Annotated in this window: 14 protein-coding genes; 8 read left to right on the plus strand and 6 right to left on the minus strand. The window is 38.9% G+C overall.

Annotated elements, in window-relative coordinates; translation table 11 throughout:
• Positions 1–69 precede the first annotated feature (69 nt).
• From ABDZ53_RS10610 to ABDZ53_RS10635, 6 genes are all read left to right on the plus strand, one after another.
• Entirely contained in the window at positions 70–1,590 is a 1,521-nt protein-coding gene (locus ABDZ53_RS10610) for an ABC transporter permease/substrate-binding protein (RefSeq protein ID WP_343756352.1), read from the plus strand.
• A gap of 369 nt (positions 1,591–1,959) precedes the next feature.
• Positions 1,960–3,444: an IMP dehydrogenase gene (gene guaB / locus ABDZ53_RS10615; RefSeq protein ID WP_343756354.1), complete on the plus strand. Its 1,485-nt coding sequence runs from the start codon at positions 1,960–1,962 to the stop codon at positions 3,442–3,444.
• A gap of 39 nt (positions 3,445–3,483) precedes the next feature.
• Positions 3,484–5,013 (plus strand): glutamine-hydrolyzing GMP synthase, encoded by a 1,530-nt coding sequence (gene guaA, locus ABDZ53_RS10620; protein WP_343756376.1) that lies wholly within the window; start codon positions 3,484–3,486, stop codon positions 5,011–5,013.
• Between the two features lie 1,006 nt (positions 5,014–6,019).
• A complete protein-coding gene (gene vanR / locus ABDZ53_RS10625) occupies positions 6,020–6,721 on the plus strand; it encodes a VanR-ABDEGLN family response regulator transcription factor (protein WP_343756356.1) in 702 nt (233 codons plus the stop codon).
• Positions 6,699–7,838 carry a sensor histidine kinase gene (locus ABDZ53_RS10630; RefSeq protein WP_343756358.1) on the plus strand — a complete coding sequence of 380 codons (1,140 nt, stop codon included), beginning with the start codon at positions 6,699–6,701 and terminating at the stop codon, positions 7,836–7,838. Before vanR ends, ABDZ53_RS10630 begins: the two co-directional genes overlap by 23 nt.
• A 135-nt stretch (positions 7,839–7,973) precedes the next feature.
• On the plus strand, positions 7,974–8,717 hold the full coding sequence (locus tag ABDZ53_RS10635) for a M15 family metallopeptidase (RefSeq protein ID WP_425541706.1): 744 nt from the start codon (positions 7,974–7,976) through the stop codon (positions 8,715–8,717).
• Between the two features lie 527 nt (positions 8,718–9,244).
• On the opposite strand, the gene ABDZ53_RS10640 is transcribed toward ABDZ53_RS10635, so the two are convergent.
• Both ABDZ53_RS10640 and ABDZ53_RS10645 read right to left on the minus strand, forming a co-directional pair.
• Positions 9,245–10,159, minus strand: a complete 915-nt coding sequence (locus ABDZ53_RS10640) for a polysaccharide deacetylase family protein (RefSeq protein ID WP_343756360.1) — start codon at positions 10,157–10,159, stop codon at positions 9,245–9,247.
• A 46-nt stretch (positions 10,160–10,205) separates the two neighbouring features.
• Positions 10,206–10,634, minus strand: a complete 429-nt coding sequence (locus ABDZ53_RS10645) for a DUF6557 family protein (RefSeq protein ID WP_343756362.1) — start codon at positions 10,632–10,634, stop codon at positions 10,206–10,208.
• Positions 10,635–11,025: 391 nt separating this feature from the next.
• Here ABDZ53_RS10645 and ABDZ53_RS10650 point away from each other — a divergent pair, with 391 nt between their 5' ends.
• Entirely contained in the window at positions 11,026–12,549 is a 1,524-nt protein-coding gene (locus tag ABDZ53_RS10650; protein WP_343756364.1) for a hypothetical protein, read from the plus strand.
• Between the two features lie 102 nt (positions 12,550–12,651).
• Here ABDZ53_RS10650 and ABDZ53_RS10655 read toward each other — a convergent pair whose 3' ends face one another.
• From ABDZ53_RS10655 to ABDZ53_RS10670, 4 genes are all read right to left on the minus strand, one after another.
• On the minus strand, positions 12,652–12,957 hold the full coding sequence (locus ABDZ53_RS10655) for a type II toxin-antitoxin system RelE/ParE family toxin (RefSeq protein ID WP_343756366.1): 306 nt from the start codon (positions 12,955–12,957) through the stop codon (positions 12,652–12,654).
• 3 nt (positions 12,958–12,960) lie between these two features.
• Positions 12,961–13,206, minus strand: a complete 246-nt coding sequence (locus ABDZ53_RS10660; RefSeq protein ID WP_343756368.1) for a type II toxin-antitoxin system prevent-host-death family antitoxin — start codon at positions 13,204–13,206, stop codon at positions 12,961–12,963.
• 231 nt (positions 13,207–13,437) lie between these two features.
• Complete coding sequence (locus ABDZ53_RS10665; RefSeq protein ID WP_343756370.1) at positions 13,438–14,196, minus strand: SDR family NAD(P)-dependent oxidoreductase; 759 nt, start codon at positions 14,194–14,196, stop codon at positions 13,438–13,440.
• A gap of 225 nt (positions 14,197–14,421) precedes the next feature.
• The gene (locus ABDZ53_RS10670) at positions 14,422–15,171 is read right to left on the minus strand and encodes a DUF4336 domain-containing protein (protein ID WP_343756372.1); all 750 of its coding nucleotides are present in this window, start codon (positions 15,169–15,171) and stop codon (positions 14,422–14,424) included.
• 121 nt (positions 15,172–15,292) lie between these two features.
• Here ABDZ53_RS10670 and corA point away from each other — a divergent pair, with 121 nt between their 5' ends.
• On the plus strand, positions 15,293–16,270 hold the full coding sequence (corA, locus tag ABDZ53_RS10675) for a magnesium/cobalt transporter CorA (protein ID WP_343756374.1): 978 nt from the start codon (positions 15,293–15,295) through the stop codon (positions 16,268–16,270).
• Positions 16,271–16,559 lie beyond the last annotated feature (289 nt).

The following is a 16,559-nucleotide window of genomic DNA, read 5'->3' on the forward strand; positions in this document are numbered from 1 at the left end:
CTTAAGGCTTGAACAAAACAGAAATGGCCTGCGTTCGACAAAGTACTTAAGAATCCCACTGCTTTAGCTGTGGGAGTGTCAATTGAAACCTTTCAAGAACGATCAGGCGATGTATGGGTAGGCTTTATTGAACACATGCAATTATCCTTTCTTGCTTTACTGATAGCCGTGTTTATCGCTGTTCCTTTAGGTGTGTTCTTAATGGACAAGAAAAAAATCGCTGAACCGATTATTCAAGTCACAGCTATTTTTCAAACGATCCCTTCCCTAGCGGTTCTCGGTCTACTGATACCGATTATCGGAATTGGGACGGTTCCAGCTGTTATAGCTTTAATCATTTATGCTTTACTGCCTATTTTAAGAAACACCTATACGGGCTTAACAGGTATCGATCCCTCTTTAAATGAAGCCGCCGATGCAATGGGGATGGGCCGCTGGCGAAAGTTGCGTAAAGTGCAGTTTCCAATTGCCCTGCCCGTTATCATGGCTGGTATTCGCACCGCTACCGTTTTAATTATAGGTACGGCAACGGTGGCTGCTTTAATCGGAGCCGGTGGTTTGGGTAGCTTAATCTTGCTTGGAATAGACCGTGGAAACAATGATTTAATTATTCTCGGTGCTGTACCAGCCGCTTTGCTCTCTATTTTATTTGATCGCTTACTTCGTTATCTCGAACAGACCTCTTTTAAAAAGACGGCCTATATTTTAGGTACTGGAATAGTGGTAATCGGGAGTGCTCTGCTTATCCCTGTTATCTTTTCAGATGAAGATGATTTGACCATTGCGGGAAAAATGGGTGCCGAGCCAGAAGTGCTTATCAATATGTACAGACTACTCATAGAAGACCAGTCTGACTTAACCGTTGAATTAGAACCAAACTTTGGTATGACCACCTTTGTATTCAATGGGTTGCGATCAAGTGAAATCGATATTTACCCTGAATTCACAGGAACCGTCCTGGCAGATTTCTTTGATGAGATTCCTGAGCCAGGGACCCCGGAAGAGGAAGTGTACGAGCAAGCTCGAGCGAATCTTCAAGAAGAGCATGATATGACTCTATTGGAACCTATGGCTTTCAACAACACCTATACTTTGGCTGTTACATCCGAATTCGCAGAAGAACATAATTTAGAAACGATATCGGACCTGGCCACCGTAGCTGATTTAGTGGAAGCAGGCTTCACCATTGAATTTAATGACCGAGAAGACGGGTATATCGGTATTCAAGAGTTATACGGGATTACCTTTGCTGATGTCATTACAATGGAGCCACAACTTCGCTACACTGCCCTGCAACAAGGGGATGTCAATATGATTGATGCCTACAGTACCGACCCGGAAATTGACGAGTATGAATTAGTTGTGTTGGAAGATGACCAAGGTCTGTTCCCTCCTTATCAAGGAGCCCCTTTGATGATGACAGGCTTATTGGAGGACCACCCAGAACTTGAAGATATATTATCTGTCTTGGCTGGAGAAATCTCAGACGATCAAATGCGAGCCATGAATTATGAAGTGGTGTTTGAGGGCCGCGATGCAGAAGATGTCGCCAGAGACTTTTTAGTGGAAGAAGGATTCTTAAACGAATAAAGAAACAACAAGAGGGTATACACGTTGGGTGAGATACCCTCTTTTTATTGTTCGTATTTAGACGTAATTAATCCTCTATTATACTTTATCGTTCGTGTTTACAACTTAAATCTGAACATTATAGCTTTCGTTGAGATAACTAAACCATTAGAAATAAATAAGTTTTTTATTTAAACCTACCCTCAAACGCAACCGGTTCTTCCCTTGATAGACCTAAATAAAATACTATAATAACACAGATTTCCCTACATTATAAAACGCTCATAAATGTCTTTTGTTCTTTAGAAGCATTGACTGGCTCTCCTGCTTTTGGTAAACTACTGGATAATTTATACCCGAACGACCAAACCAAGGAGGAACAGAATAAACATGAGTAATTGGGAAACGAAATTCCAGAAAAAAGGACTGACATTTGACGACGTCTTATTAATCCCAGCTGAAAGCCATGTCTTACCGAATGATGTGGATTTATCTGTCAAATTAACGGACTCTATACAACTGAATATCCCTATCTTAAGTGCCAGCATGGATACAGTCACCGATTCGCGTATGGCCATTGCGATGGCTAGACAAGGCGGTCTAGGCATTATTCATAAAAACATGACGATTGAAGAACAAGCCGATGAAGTCAGAAAAGTGAAAAGATCTGAGAATGGTGTCATCATCGATCCCTTCTTTTTAACCCCTGATCACCTTATTTCTGATGCAGAAGAGTTAATGGATCGGTACCGTATTAGCGGAATCCCGATAGTCGAAACGATGGAAAACCGTCAATTGGTTGGGATACTCACCAATCGTGATTTGCGTTTCTTAAAAGATTTCACTCAACCCATTCATACGGAAATGACGAAAGACGATCTAATCACGGCACCTGAAGGGACCTCCTTAGAAGAAGCTGAAAAAATTCTTCACACACATAAGATTGAAAAGTTACCTCTGGTAGATAAAGATGGCCGTTTAAGCGGGCTAATTACGATTAAAGATTTAGAAAAAGTCGAGCAGTTTCCTTACTCTGCAAAAGAAAAGCACGGGCGCTTACTGGCAGGAGCCGCTATTGGTGTTACCAGTGACAGTTTCGAGCGTTCAGAAGCTTTAATTAAAGCGGGAGTTGACGTCATCGTCATCGATACCGCTCACGGTCATAGTGCGGGTGTCATCAGAAAGATTAAACAAATTCGAGAAGAGTTTCCAGATGTGGCCCTTATAGCTGGAAATGTCGCGACAGCCGAAGGAACGGAAGCCTTATTTGAAACAGGTGTTGATGTGGTAAAGGTCGGAATCGGGCCAGGTTCTATCTGTACGACACGAGTGGTAGCCGGTGTCGGTGTACCTCAAATCACAGCTATTTATGATGCGGCATCCGTTGCCAGAAAATACGGAAAAGCGATTATTGCAGATGGTGGAATTAAGTACTCTGGAGACATTGTCAAAGCGCTGGCCGCTGGGGGACATGCAGTAATGCTTGGTAGTATGCTGGCTGGGACAGATGAGTCTCCAGGTGAATTTGAGTTGTATCAAGGACGCCGCTATAAAACGTACCGAGGCATGGGAAGTTTAGGCGCGATGAAAAAAGGATCCAGTGACCGCTACTTCCAGGAAAACTCCGTGAATGAAGCGAATAAGCTGGTTCCTGAAGGCATAGAAGGACGAGTAGAATACAAAGGAACCCTGCAGGACATTATTTTCCAAATGCTTGGCGGGGTGCGTTCTGGCATGGGATACGTCGGGGCAGCCAACTTAGAAGCTTTGCGCAATGACGCTCAGTTTGTTCAAATGAGCGGGGCAGGTCTACGAGAGTCTCACCCTCATGATGTTCAGGTAACGAAAGAAGCACCAAACTATTCTATGCGATAAGGAGATTATATTGTGACTGTAGAAACAGATGTTAAACACATGGAAAAAATAGCTGTTCTTGATTTCGGAGGCCAGTTTAATCAAGTTTTAGCACGACGTATTAGAGAATTAGGGGTTTACTCCGAAATGCTCCCTTATTCGGTAACGGCCGATGAACTGCAAAAGCAGAACTTTAAAGGCATTATTATATCTGGTGGACCGATGAGTGTAAATCAGTCGGATGCCTATGCAGTGGATGCTGGAATCTTTGACTTAGGCCTTCCTATTTTAGGCATTGATTACGGCATGCACCTGATAGCCCACCATTTCGGCGGCACTGTAAAAGAACATGATGGAAAACACTTAGGAGAAGTGACTCTTTCATTAACTGAGGAATCTGGTTCATTATTTAGGGGATTAGATAAAATTAGTCAGGTGTGGATGAGTCATTCTGACTGCGTGACTCACGCACCTGAGAACTTTTTAGTTACCGCTTCAAGTGAGACGTATCCTGTGTCGGCTTTTGAAAACAGTCACGCACAGGTTTATGGCGTCCAGTTCCATCCAGAGGTGAAACAGACAGATAATGGGTTAGAGCTTCTAAAAAACTTTGTCTTTGATACGTGTCAGGCCACGGGTAATTGGAGCATGAAACATTTTATCGAAAATCAAGTTAAAGAGATTCGTCAAACGGTTGGAGATAAAAAAGTGTTGCTTGGCTTGTCCGGGGGCGTGGACTCCAGTGTCGTGGCTGTCTTATTAAATAAAGCCATCGGAGATCAGTTAACCTGTATTTTTGTGGATCATGGCTTACTGCGTAAAGATGAAGGCGACCAGGTTATGGAGAGTCTGGTAGGGAAGTTCGGTTTGAACATTATCCGAGTGGATGCCAAAAATCGTTTCTTAAGCAAATTAAAAGGTGTCTCAGATCCTGAGACCAAGCGTAAAATTATTGGCAATGAATTTATTGAAGTTTTCAACGATGAAGCATCTAAATTAGAACATGTGGACTTCTTGTCTCAAGGGACTATCTACTCAGATGTCATCGAAAGTGGTACAGAAACGGCTCAAACAATTAAGTCTCACCATAACGTGGGAGGCTTACCCGAAGATATGACTTTTGAGTTAATCGAACCATTAAAAACACTCTTTAAAGATGAAGTCAGAAAATTAGGCATAGAGTTAGCTATGCCGGAATCCCTCGTTTGGCGCCAGCCCTTCCCAGGTCCTGGTTTGGGTATTCGAGTATTGGGTGAGATTACGGAAGAAAAACTGGCTATTGTCCGTGAAAGTGATGCTGTCTTAAGAGATGAAATTAAAAAAGCGGGCTTAGATCGTGATATATGGCAATATTTCACTGTCTTACCTGGCATTCGAAGCGTCGGTGTAAAAAGTGATGCGCGTACGTATGACTATACTGTCGGCATCCGTGCCATCACATCCGTTGACGGCATGACCGCCGATTTCGCTCGTATCCCTTGGGATGTTTTACAAAAGATTTCTGTTCGTATTGTAAACGAAGTTCCCCATGTGAACCGCATCGTGTACGATATTACAAGTAAACCACCAGCAACTGTCGAGTGGGAATAACATTTTAGGCAACAAGAAAGACCATAGACCCAGTTTTCATGCGGGTTTGTGGTCTTTCTTGTTGTGCAGTGATAATAGTTTTATTTTCTTGTAATGCGAGTATGTTACCTTTCTTAAATACATAAGACAGTGTTTCATCATTAAATATTGGATTCAGCTTATATAAAATGTTGTGACAATCGGGGCATGTAAGCAAAATATTATCGCTGTTACTGTTTTGAGATTTCGAAAAATATTCTATGTGGGGACTTTCTAAAATATCAACACCAAAGTTTTCAGATGGATTTATTACACATAATTGACACTTGCCATTATAGATATGTCTAAGATCTCTGACAATTTTAAGGTTAACTTTTCTTTGCTTTACTGACTTCATTTCCGTGATATAACAAGAATTTGAATCCGCTGCATGTAAACAATGTTCAATAGTTACTTCATTGGTGATATGTGTTAATTATTTTGAATCGAAAGCTTTATACAAAAAAATGAGCAAAGGTTCTCTTTGCACTTCAATTGAGGAAGTTATATTATAGTTTATATCTAGCTTTTTAAAAAAATATTCAACATGATCAGGTGAAAAAATATTTCGTGAAAAAATATTTAATTAATCATCAGGATAATAGGTGTAAAGAATTTTATTTTTAAACATGGGTGACAATTTAATATTTGATATATCCGACACACAAAGATGCTGTGGAGATTGGATAGCGTAGAGCAAAATCTAAAACTCCCAGCAGAAAAACCTCTGCTACAAAAGCTTTTTTCTTTTATGACGTGGATCAGCCGCTATGACATAAGTCTTGAATGCAAGCGAATGCATAGTGATAGGTTGATTATTTTGGAGAAAACAAAGGATTAGGAATAGTAAGAGGTAGAAAAACCAGTCGATGGGCGCAGGAAATTACGATCTTAGGGAAAGCTTAATAATATCTCACCTAAAAAATAATAAACATAAGCTTTTTATTTGATACGATAAAAAACACCCTATGGAAAGGAGAAATATTATATGTCCAATAAAATACTTGTCGTCGATGATGAACACGAAATTGCAGACTTAATCGAAGTCTATCTTAAAAATGAAAACTATACAGTTTTTAAGTTCTACACTGCAAAAGAAGCACTTGAATGTATCAACACAACTGAACTTGACCTTGCTATTTTAGACATCATGTTACCAGATATAACCGGATTTACCTTATGCCAAAAGATTCGAGAACAGCATACTTATCCCATTATTATGCTGACAGCTAAGGACGAGGAAACGGATAAAATCACCGGTCTTACACTCGGCGCGGACGATTACATTACAAAACCATTTCGTCCTCTTGAAATGGTTGCAAGAGTAAAGTCACAACTACGCCGATACAAAAAATACAATCCCACATATTCTGAGGATCATGCAAATGATGTTCTTATTCATTCTGGCTTAATGATGAATATAAAAACACATGAATGTTCATTAAATGAAAAGCCAATTATATTAACCCCTACCGAGTTTTCTATTTTGCGTATTCTATTAGAAAATAAAGGAAATGTAGTAAGTGCAGAAGAATTGTTTCGTAAAATTTGGCAAGACGAATATTACAGCAAAAACAATAACACGATTACTGTCCATATTCGGCATTTGCGTGAAAAAATGAATGATACGTTTGATAAGCCGAAGTATATCAAAACGATATGGGGGGTTGGATATAAAATTGAGGTTTAAGAAAAAAGAGGATTATGCGGCTTTTCAGTCAAAGCTCATGTGGCGATTTTGTGGAATTATTTTTATTGCTTTTCTCTTTGTGATTGCGCTGTACTTGTTTGTTTGGCAACAGCGGGTTGGTGATTGGATTGTCAGTTTGCTAAAATATTTTATGAGAGTAGAGCATGAAAAAGCTTTCTTCATCTACCATGAGTATTTTCGCGGATATAGAGAAATATTCTTTGCGACAGCAATTATTTTGGTTTTTATTTTTTTGCTTTGGCGCTTGTTTCGGTGGATGACCCGATATTTCAAGGAAATAAATCAAGGCATTGATTCTTTATTGGCGGATAACAAGGAAGAAATCCGCTTATCGCCAGAGATGCTTCCTTTTGAGAAAAAATTGAATGCTGTGAAGCTGACACTGGAGCAGCGGAAAGCGGAGATAGAGCTTGCAGAGCAAAGGAAAAATGATTTGGTTATGTATCTCGCCCATGATATCCGAACACCTCTTACATCGGTCATTGGTTATCTAAATCTTCTTGAAGAAGAGCCGGATATGCCGATTGCACAACGATCAAAGTATACGCATATTACGTTGGATAAGGCATATCGGCTGGAAAAAATGATAGATGAGTTCTTTGAAATCACTAGATACAATTCACAGCAGATTAAACTGTCCAAAGAGACGATTGATCTCTATTATATGCTGGTACAATTAGCTGACGAACTATCACCCGCTCTTCTTGCACATGGAAATACGGTTGTGATAAATGCTAATGAAAACTTGTCCGTCTTTGCCGATGCGGATAAGTTAGCACGGGTGTTCAGCAATATTTTGAAAAACGCAGCGGCATATAGTTATCCCAACACAGAAATCGTGATTTCTACCCAAGAAACGGGAGAACAAATCATCGTATCATTTCAAAACAAAGGGAAAGAGATCTCCAACGAAAAGCTTTCCTCATTGTTTGATAAGTTTTATCGCGTGGACGAATCGCGTGTTTCCGACACAGGAGGCACAGGTCTTGGGCTGGCGATTGCAAAGGAAATCATCGTTCTGCATGGTGGTGCAATCAGTGTATCGAGTGAAAATGATACCATCACATTCTTCGTACAGCTCCCTATGGCAAATTAAGAAAACAGCTACCTCCTCTTAGGTTTTTCTTAAGAAGAAAACACCTTTATATTAAAAAAAATAAGGCTCCTTCTCAGTACAATGATTACTGATAGGAGCCTTATTATTTTTGTGTATGTAGAAAGGAGTTTTATTATGAAAAAAAGAGATGTTTCCAAAAGAAGAATCCGTCACAGGAAACCCGTATGGCTACTCTTACCGTTGCTAAGCCTTATTTTTGCTTTGATTATCAGTTTCTGGGTGGTGAACCTTTATCGGGGAATCAACCCCATATTCCCTGCTGTCAGCGAGGAAACTACAGAAGTATTCTCAAACGACACGCAAGACGACGATGCACAGGCCGATGTGCCTTGGTATCTAACACTGGTTAACAGATGGAATCCTTTACCCAAAGACTACGACTTAGAATTAATGGAAATAGAGGGGGGAGAACTTGTTGACAAGCGTATTTATGAGCCGCTGATGGAGATGTTGGACAATGCTAAAGCAGAAAAACTTGGCCCGATTGTAGTGTCCGGCTATCGGACTCAGGAGCAACAACAGAGTTTTATGGATGAGAAAATCACTTCTTACCGGAAGCAGGGATACTCCAAAAGTAAGGCAAAGGAACTGGCAGAACAATGGGTTGCTGCTGTGGGAGCGAGCGAACACCAATTGGGCATAGCTGTGGACATTAACGGAGCCACCTATGATATTTACCTTTGGCTACAGGAAAACAGCTACAAATACGGCTTTATCTTCCGATACCCCGGCGATAAAACAGAAATCACTGGAGTTGCAGAAGAAGTCTGGCATTATCGCTATGTAGGCGTCGAAGCTGCCACAGAGATTCATAATCAAGGTGTTAGCCTTGAAGAATATCTTGAAAATCTGAATTGAGAGAAAAGGATAAAATTGTGTTAAAAAATAAAATTGCGGTTATAATTGGTAGCTGTTCTCTGGAATATAGTGTTTCTCTATAATCTGCATACGGCAAGCTATAGGCACACGTTGCTGTATAGTTGAGAGCGGATTTTGACAAGATTGAAGAGCGACTAAAGGATTGAAATTTTGTGAGAATTCATGGCAAGAGTTTTCTACAGCATTACCATAAAACCATACTTAATACCCTCAGTCGAAAGTAGAGCAGGATAAAGTAAGGTTCTCCTAAAGGTAATCAAGGCTATTTTGAACAGGATTTCAGACCTATTATTTGCCACCTTTTATAAGACTATTGAAAGCCATTCACTGATAAAAATTTGATGAAAAAACCGTAATAGCCAAATACAACTGGGCAAATATAGAGAAAAAACATGCCTCTTACCTATAGGTTAATTGAGTGGGAATAATCTAATAAGAAGAGACTGGGACAAAAACGTTCCAGTCTCTTTCAAATTACTATAAACAATTACAAAAAACTATCCTTCTCAAAAATGGGCATCATATTCTCCAAGCTGAACAAATTCAAATCCTTCTTCTCTTAACATCTGAACGCCTTCTTTTACCCCATTACTTATATCAGAATGGGGCTTATTCATGTGGAATAAAAAAATGGACCCTTCTTGAGCGGAATCAAAAGCACTGACAATCTGACTTTCATTAAAGGCGCCGCCTGCATCTCCTAAAACGCTGTAATTTACAGCCTTCAATCCTAAAGCCTCAATGATCTCTACTGCAACATCATCATAGTAAGCTGTTCCAGACCTGAAATAGCTAGGATACTGGCCTGTTATTTCCTTGATGAGTTCTTGGTTTTGAAAGATTTCATCAAATACTTCTTCCGCATTTTCTGTCCCCATAATGCCATAGGCGGATTCTCCCGTTACTGATAATGGCTTGTGGGAGTAACCATGGTTCGCTATTTCAAAAAGAGGGTTTTCGGATAATTCGGTAAATATGTCCCTATTTTCTTCAATCCACTGAGCATTAATAAATAAAGTAGCAGGTATGTGCTCTTTGATTAAGAATTCAATTAACTCTTCATCATAAGAGTCTGGAGTTCCATCACAAGCATCAAAAGTTAAGGCAACAACTCTATCATTCGTATCTATTTCAGTGACGACTCCCACTATGTTTTCACCCCAGACTGATGGAGTAGCTGTTTCAAATGGATTAACAATCGCCTCTTTTAATGCCTCATAATCAGGGACTGTCTCTTCTTCTGATTCTGCCTTATCCAAATCAGTTTGTTCTGATTCATTAGGCCTTTCATCTATTGACTCTTGATTCGAACTTTCTTCATTGTCTGTCAATTTTTCATAGTCATCCTGTGGGGTATCGGCCTCTTCATTCGAGCATCCTATCATGGCTAATACCGCGAGAGATAGTAAGAGTGTTTTCACTTTGTGTCCTCCTAAACGCATCCATATCCTCTTATTTAATGCTTGCTTACTCTTTTAAGCTTTCTTCAAACTCTTTGATTCGTTCGTTTCTCTCTTCTTCAGTCCAGCCATCAAAGGTTAATTCCCAAATGATATCACCGATTACATCGACTTGCTCCTTGTCTCCTTCAACCGGGTATCGCATCAATTGATCAAACGGAATGAAATCAGTAGCATATCGACTGCCCTCTTCTTTCTTTACTAGAAAAACTTCCCAATCATTTTCTATCTCATCTTTAGACCGATCGACTACTGCTGTATACGATACATCTAATCCTTGAGGAATTGATTCAAGCATGACATGGAACTCATCCAAACGCGCAAGAACCACACTCAGTTCATAATCTGGCACAAAACGCTCATGTATATAATGAGCCACTTTATTTTTTAATGGACTATCTAAATAGTGTTTCAGGCTTTCTCCAAGTGATTTCATCCCAACCACCCTTTCGAAATTTCTTCTATTATACCACTATCCATTCAATATTCAGTTCAATTTATGCCTTTTCTTATTCTGATTAAACGATTTTACATTATTTTAAATAGACTAATGAGTGTACTGAAACTTTAGAACCCTATTCTTTTTAGCATGCTATGAAAGACGTTGGTTTACATCGTTCTAACTACAAACTTACCCCCACTATTGATAGATAGTTAATCTAAATTAAGTTAATTCAAATTAACTATAGATGACCTTGTTAATCTTACAGAACATTGTTCGTAAAACACGAACAATAAAGTAATTATTTTAATATTTCATTCTTTTTCACTTGTTAATTACGAACATTATCTCTATAATCATGGATATCATAGAGAGGGGTTTGAAAATGGATTTACCAAATACTCATGTAAATGTGAAAAAGAAGGTCGCTTATCCATGGTTCGTAAAAGCGGATATTGATGGATTTTTTGCATTATTTCAAAATAATCTAGCTAACTTTGTGATTATCGCTATCAGTTTGACTGGTATGGGGTATCCTGCAAGTATTGTGTATGGGAGAATCATTCCTGGTGCAGCAGTCAGTGTTCTCTTTGGAAACTTGTATTACGCACACATGGCTAAGAAACTAGCAGAGAAAGAAAATCGGTCTGACGTGACAGCTTTATCCTATGGAATCAGTACGCCCGTGATGTTTATTTACTTATTCGGCATTATGGCTCCAGCGCTCGCCTTAACTAATAACCCGGAGTTAGCGTGGAAAATCGGTATGGCCGCAACATTTTTAGGTGGTTTAGTTGAAGCTGTCGGGAGCCTAATTGGTAACTTTGTCAGAACACATTTGCCTAGAGCAGCAATGTTGGGCGCTCTTGCGGGTGTTGCTTTTTCAGTTATTGGTGGTCAAATGTTCTTTCATACGTTTGAATCTCCCGTTATCGGCATGGTCTCATTAGTCATTATTTTAATCGGATTTATCGGTAAAAAAGCGATGCCTTTTAAAATTCCAACATCCTTATTCGCTATCATTATCGGAACTGTGATGGCCTACTCTTTAAGAGAAGCCCAGTTCAGCAACTTGGCAACTGGATTTAGTTCAGCAGGATTCTACCCGCCTCTCCCTACTTTAGGGTTATTTGAAGGTTTAGGGCATCTATTCGGACCGCTCCTCTCCATACTCGCTATCATCATTCCGATCTCAGTATATAATTTTATTGAGACGTTAAATAATGTGGAAGCTATGTCAGCTGCTGGTGATAATTATAATGTTTCTGAAGTCCAGTTAGCTGATGGTTTAGGTACTATTTTAGGTTCTCTATTTGGCGGAACGTTTCCAACCACTATTTATATGGCCTCAGTTAGTGCAAAATGGACGCACTCCAGAAGAGGGTACTCTATTCTCAATGGGTTTGTTTTCTTATTTGCTTCATCCTTTGGTGTCATAGCTGTTTTAGCCGAGATTATTCCTTTGCCCGTTGTGGCCCCTATTTTAGTTTTTGTAGGGATGTCTATGATTGTCCAAACTTTTGCTTCAGTTGAAAACAAGCATTTTCCAGCAGTCATTATTGCCATGTTCCCCTATTTAGCTAATTACTTGCAAAGCAAATTCGCTAATTCAGCACCAGATGCCCTTGCTTCTGTATCTCCAGCCGTTGTTCCTTTAGGCCAAGGAGCTATGTTTACTGCTTTAATATGGGGAGCCATTGTCGTATTTATCATAGATAACCAATATAAAAAAGCAGGAGTGTTATCCTTAGTAGGAGCTTTCTTATCGGCTATCGGCTTAATGCATGCACCAGAATTAGCCTTGTTTTATAACCCAAACTTTGTGGTCGGCTACCTAGTGATTTCCCTCATTTTCTTTTATTATCATCAAACAGATAATAAAGAGTTAACACACCTAGAAAAAAGTTAATGACCTTACCAAAAAAACCAAGAGACTACTATTAAGGTGAAGTAGTTTCTTGGTTTTTTAGCTTTGTATACACATATAGCGTTAGACAATAAAATAATTTCATTAATCTTGAAATAGTTCTCTTATAAAATCTTGTTTTTCATTTATAATACGGATAATTTTAATACTATCCGTTTCAGCTCGATAAAAAATGTAATTTTTATTTGAATACACATAACGATAATCTGATACTCTATTTATTTTTTTACTAAGACTAGCTCCTAACGAAGGAAAGTCTGTCAATCTTTTAATATCTGATAAGAGAGCCTGTACACTTTTATCAGCTGTTATGTCTCCCCACTCTAAATAAAGATATCTTTGTATACTTTTTAAATCTTCTAAGGCCTTCGGAGAATATTCAATTTTCATCATTTATAGTCCTAATTGCTCTTCTACTGTTTTAGCTGATAACCAGCCTTTCTCTCTTGACGACTGTTCCCCTGATTCCAAATTCGTTAGTAATCTCACTGTTGCTTTTAACTGATCATACTCTTGCAATTTGACAACGGCATATTCTCCGCGTCCATTTCGGGTTAAATAGACAGGACTATTCTCCTGTACCTCATTTAAAACATCAGTATAGTTTCTTAAATCGGATATAGGTCTAATATTTGGCATTGGTTCTCCTCCTCATAGTGTCAGTATAATCATTCGATGATAATTTTGCAAGCAAATTAACACGTTAATTTACAGCAAAATAAATCCCACAATAGAAATTATAAGGCATGTATCTTTATTAGATATTTATATAAAAAAAGCATGACTAACTCACCTATTGTGAATTAATCATGCCTTTTCATTTTAAATTTTTATTTCAAATGTGCCTTAAAATTTTTGAGAATGAACAGTTTAATAAATAGAAGATCCACCTTCAACTGGGACAGTTGTACCGTTAATGAACGATGCATCATCGCTCGCTAAGAAGGCTACAACCTTACCTATTTCATCAGGTTTACCGTATCTTCCTGCAGGAGCGTTCATCGTTAAATCGTGGAAGATTCCTCCAGGACCAGTCATTCCGGCTTCTTCGGTAAGAGGAGTTTCGATTACACCAGGAGCCACTGCTACTGAACGGATACCATCATGTCCGTATTCAAAAGCAACCTGCTTAGTGAATCCAATCACTCCATGCTTAGCTGAAGTATATTCAATTCCTGCGTTACTTGCTAACAGACCTGAGGCTGAAGCTGTATTGATGATGACTCCTTTTTCCTGCTTGAGCATAGTTGGAAGAACAGCTTTTGTCATCAAGAATAGACTCTTCAAGTCAACATTTAAAACTTTATCCCATGATTCAGTTGGGACATCTAATAATTTTTCAGCAGCTCCACCGATACCTGCATTATTACATAAAACATCAATACTACCGTACGTATCAAGAGTAAATTGAACGACATGATCAATTTGTTCTTGATTCGTTACATCGACTTCTACGCTACTTGCTTCCCCACCGTTTTCTTTTATCATTTCAACGGTTTCATCTGCGCTTTCCAGGTTCATATCTGCAACGACAACTTTAGAGCCTTCTTTTGCCAAATTGACAGACATCGAACGACCTAAACCTGAACCGCCACCTGTGACAATACTGACTCTATCTTTTAACTTCATCCTATCACTCCTATAAATAGTTTGTATTGGTTTACATTTTTACCGTAACAGACATATTTAAATTCCTCTAATAATAGTGCTCATCGATTTAAAGTTTCAGTATTCATTCACATCTTATTCGCATTTCTTTCATTTTTTGCTTAATCGGAAGCTCATAGAGTCATTTTCAAAATTTTACTCATTAAATTCTTCTGTTCAAATTCTTCGCGAAAGTGTGAACCGCCCTCACTTCTCCAGCCACCTAAAAGCGCGCTTCAATTCTTCCGTCCCGTTTTCTTTATACCAGCGCCCGTGAGCCAGTATGACTTTTTCAGGATGCCATTCGAGCATTCTTTTTAAAGACTCTCTGGCTTTATCTTTCCTACCAGTAAAAGTCATGCGTAAATCAATGGGCGTTTTTCCATCCGGGTCCGCTATTCCAGCTAATTTATAGATCGTTCGCCAAAACCAGCTCTTCGTCCGTTTGGTTTCAAAGTTTTCAATTAAGTCCGTTAGAATCAAGGTGCGGCTGTCTTTGTGAAAAAAGACGACTTCTTCCATGACCGCACTTCCTCTGAAGATGAGCTGATCGATTTCATCAGACCAGTCTGAAGGAGGGGTGTCTTTTAAATCTTTATCAAATGATACCTCTATATTCTGTGAAGAGGCACGTTTCTCTACTCCAGGGCTTGCCCAAGCAGTAGCATGAGGATACTGTTTTTGCCAATCCCCAATGTAAGCATAATGAATAGGATTAGGCGAAACCAAATGTTTGACTTCCCCCAGGAGATTGATTTCTTTAAATAAGGACTCTGTCGGTTTAACCGGAGAATGACACCATAAGGATCCGTCCTTTAGTTTCACAATGGTCATTCGCGTGGAAAAAGGGAGTCCGAAGGTTATGACCTTCATTCGAATGCTGTCCCCGTCGACAATCCATATATTTTCTGCAACGGGTTTTATAGTATTGATAGGTTCGTATAATGGAACGCTCATGGGAGTCCTCCTCTGAGTTAGATTCGTGTTGATTTATGCTATAATAACTGTATTAAAACGGTTACGATTAAAGAATATAAGGAATAGGACATGCAGTCAACTCAATTTTGGAGGGATGCCTATGAACACGAGTAAACTCTCTTTTATTCATTACAACGAGGACACGATGGAACGAGTGGACGTCAGTCATTTAGACGAACTCAACAGGACGATTGATCATGAAGTCAAATGGCTGGAAGTCCACACTTCTCAAGATGAGCATCTGATAAAAGAAATAGGGAGTACTTTCCATTTGCATCCGCTCGTTATTGAAGATATATTAACGGATGATCATTTACCTAAACTAGAAGAATACGATACCTATTTATTTTTAATTCTCAAAGGAATGACCTGGTCTGACAGCCAAACGTTAGAATCCTACTCATTCAGCTTGGTATTATTCAATGACTGGGTTCTCTCTTTCCAATCAACCCAGTTAAGTGTCTTTGAAACGGTTGTGACCAAGTTACAAGACGGTACGCGTATGAGAAAAAACCAAGCAGACGATTTGCTTTATGCCTTAACCGATACGATTGTGGACGGGTACTTCCCATTAATTGAAAAGCTCGGTGAAAAGATTGACGAATTAGAAGATACTGTACTAGTTGATCCGAGTAAAGAATTGCTGCAAGCCATTCATAATATAAAAAAAGAGTTGATTTACGTCAGAAAAACGCTCTGGTCCATGAGAAATGCTATCAATAATTTGTCCAAAAATGATTATGAGTGGATAGACGAAAAAACGCGCTATTATTTTAGAGATGTCTATGACGATATTATTCAACTGATTGATTTAACCGAGACATACAGAGAAATTTGCTCGGGTATATTAGACACCTACTTATCGAGTGTCGGTAATAAAACCAATGAAATTATGAAAATACTCACTGTTTACTCGGCTATCTTTATTCCTCTTACTTTTTTAGCTGGTGTTTACGGTATGAATTTCGACTATTTTCCAGAATTGGACTGGCCCTATGGTTATCTAGCTTTCTGGCTCTTGTCTATTTTGATAACTGGACTCATGCTTCTATTATTTAAGAAGAAAAAATGGTTTTAGACATTTGCGTCTGGATAATATATTTTGTTTACTTTTATTGAGGTGCAAAGCGAAGTTATGACCCCAATAAATCTTAATTCTATTTTTATTGGGACGCAACGAAGACTTATACCCCCATTAAATTATTTTTCCTTAATTAATGGGACGCAAAATGGGTTTATGACCCATTCCTTTCCTTCGCCTATATTTAATGGGTCGTAAATTATCTGAAGCAAAATAAAGGGACTGGGAAATAACTAGTCCAAAATAAATAAATCGCAATGAAATCAGTCATTTTTCCGACGATTTC

The organism is Alkalibacterium iburiense (assembly GCF_039521845.1).
Classification (GTDB): Bacteria; Bacillota; Bacilli; order Lactobacillales; family Carnobacteriaceae_A; genus Alkalibacterium; species Alkalibacterium iburiense.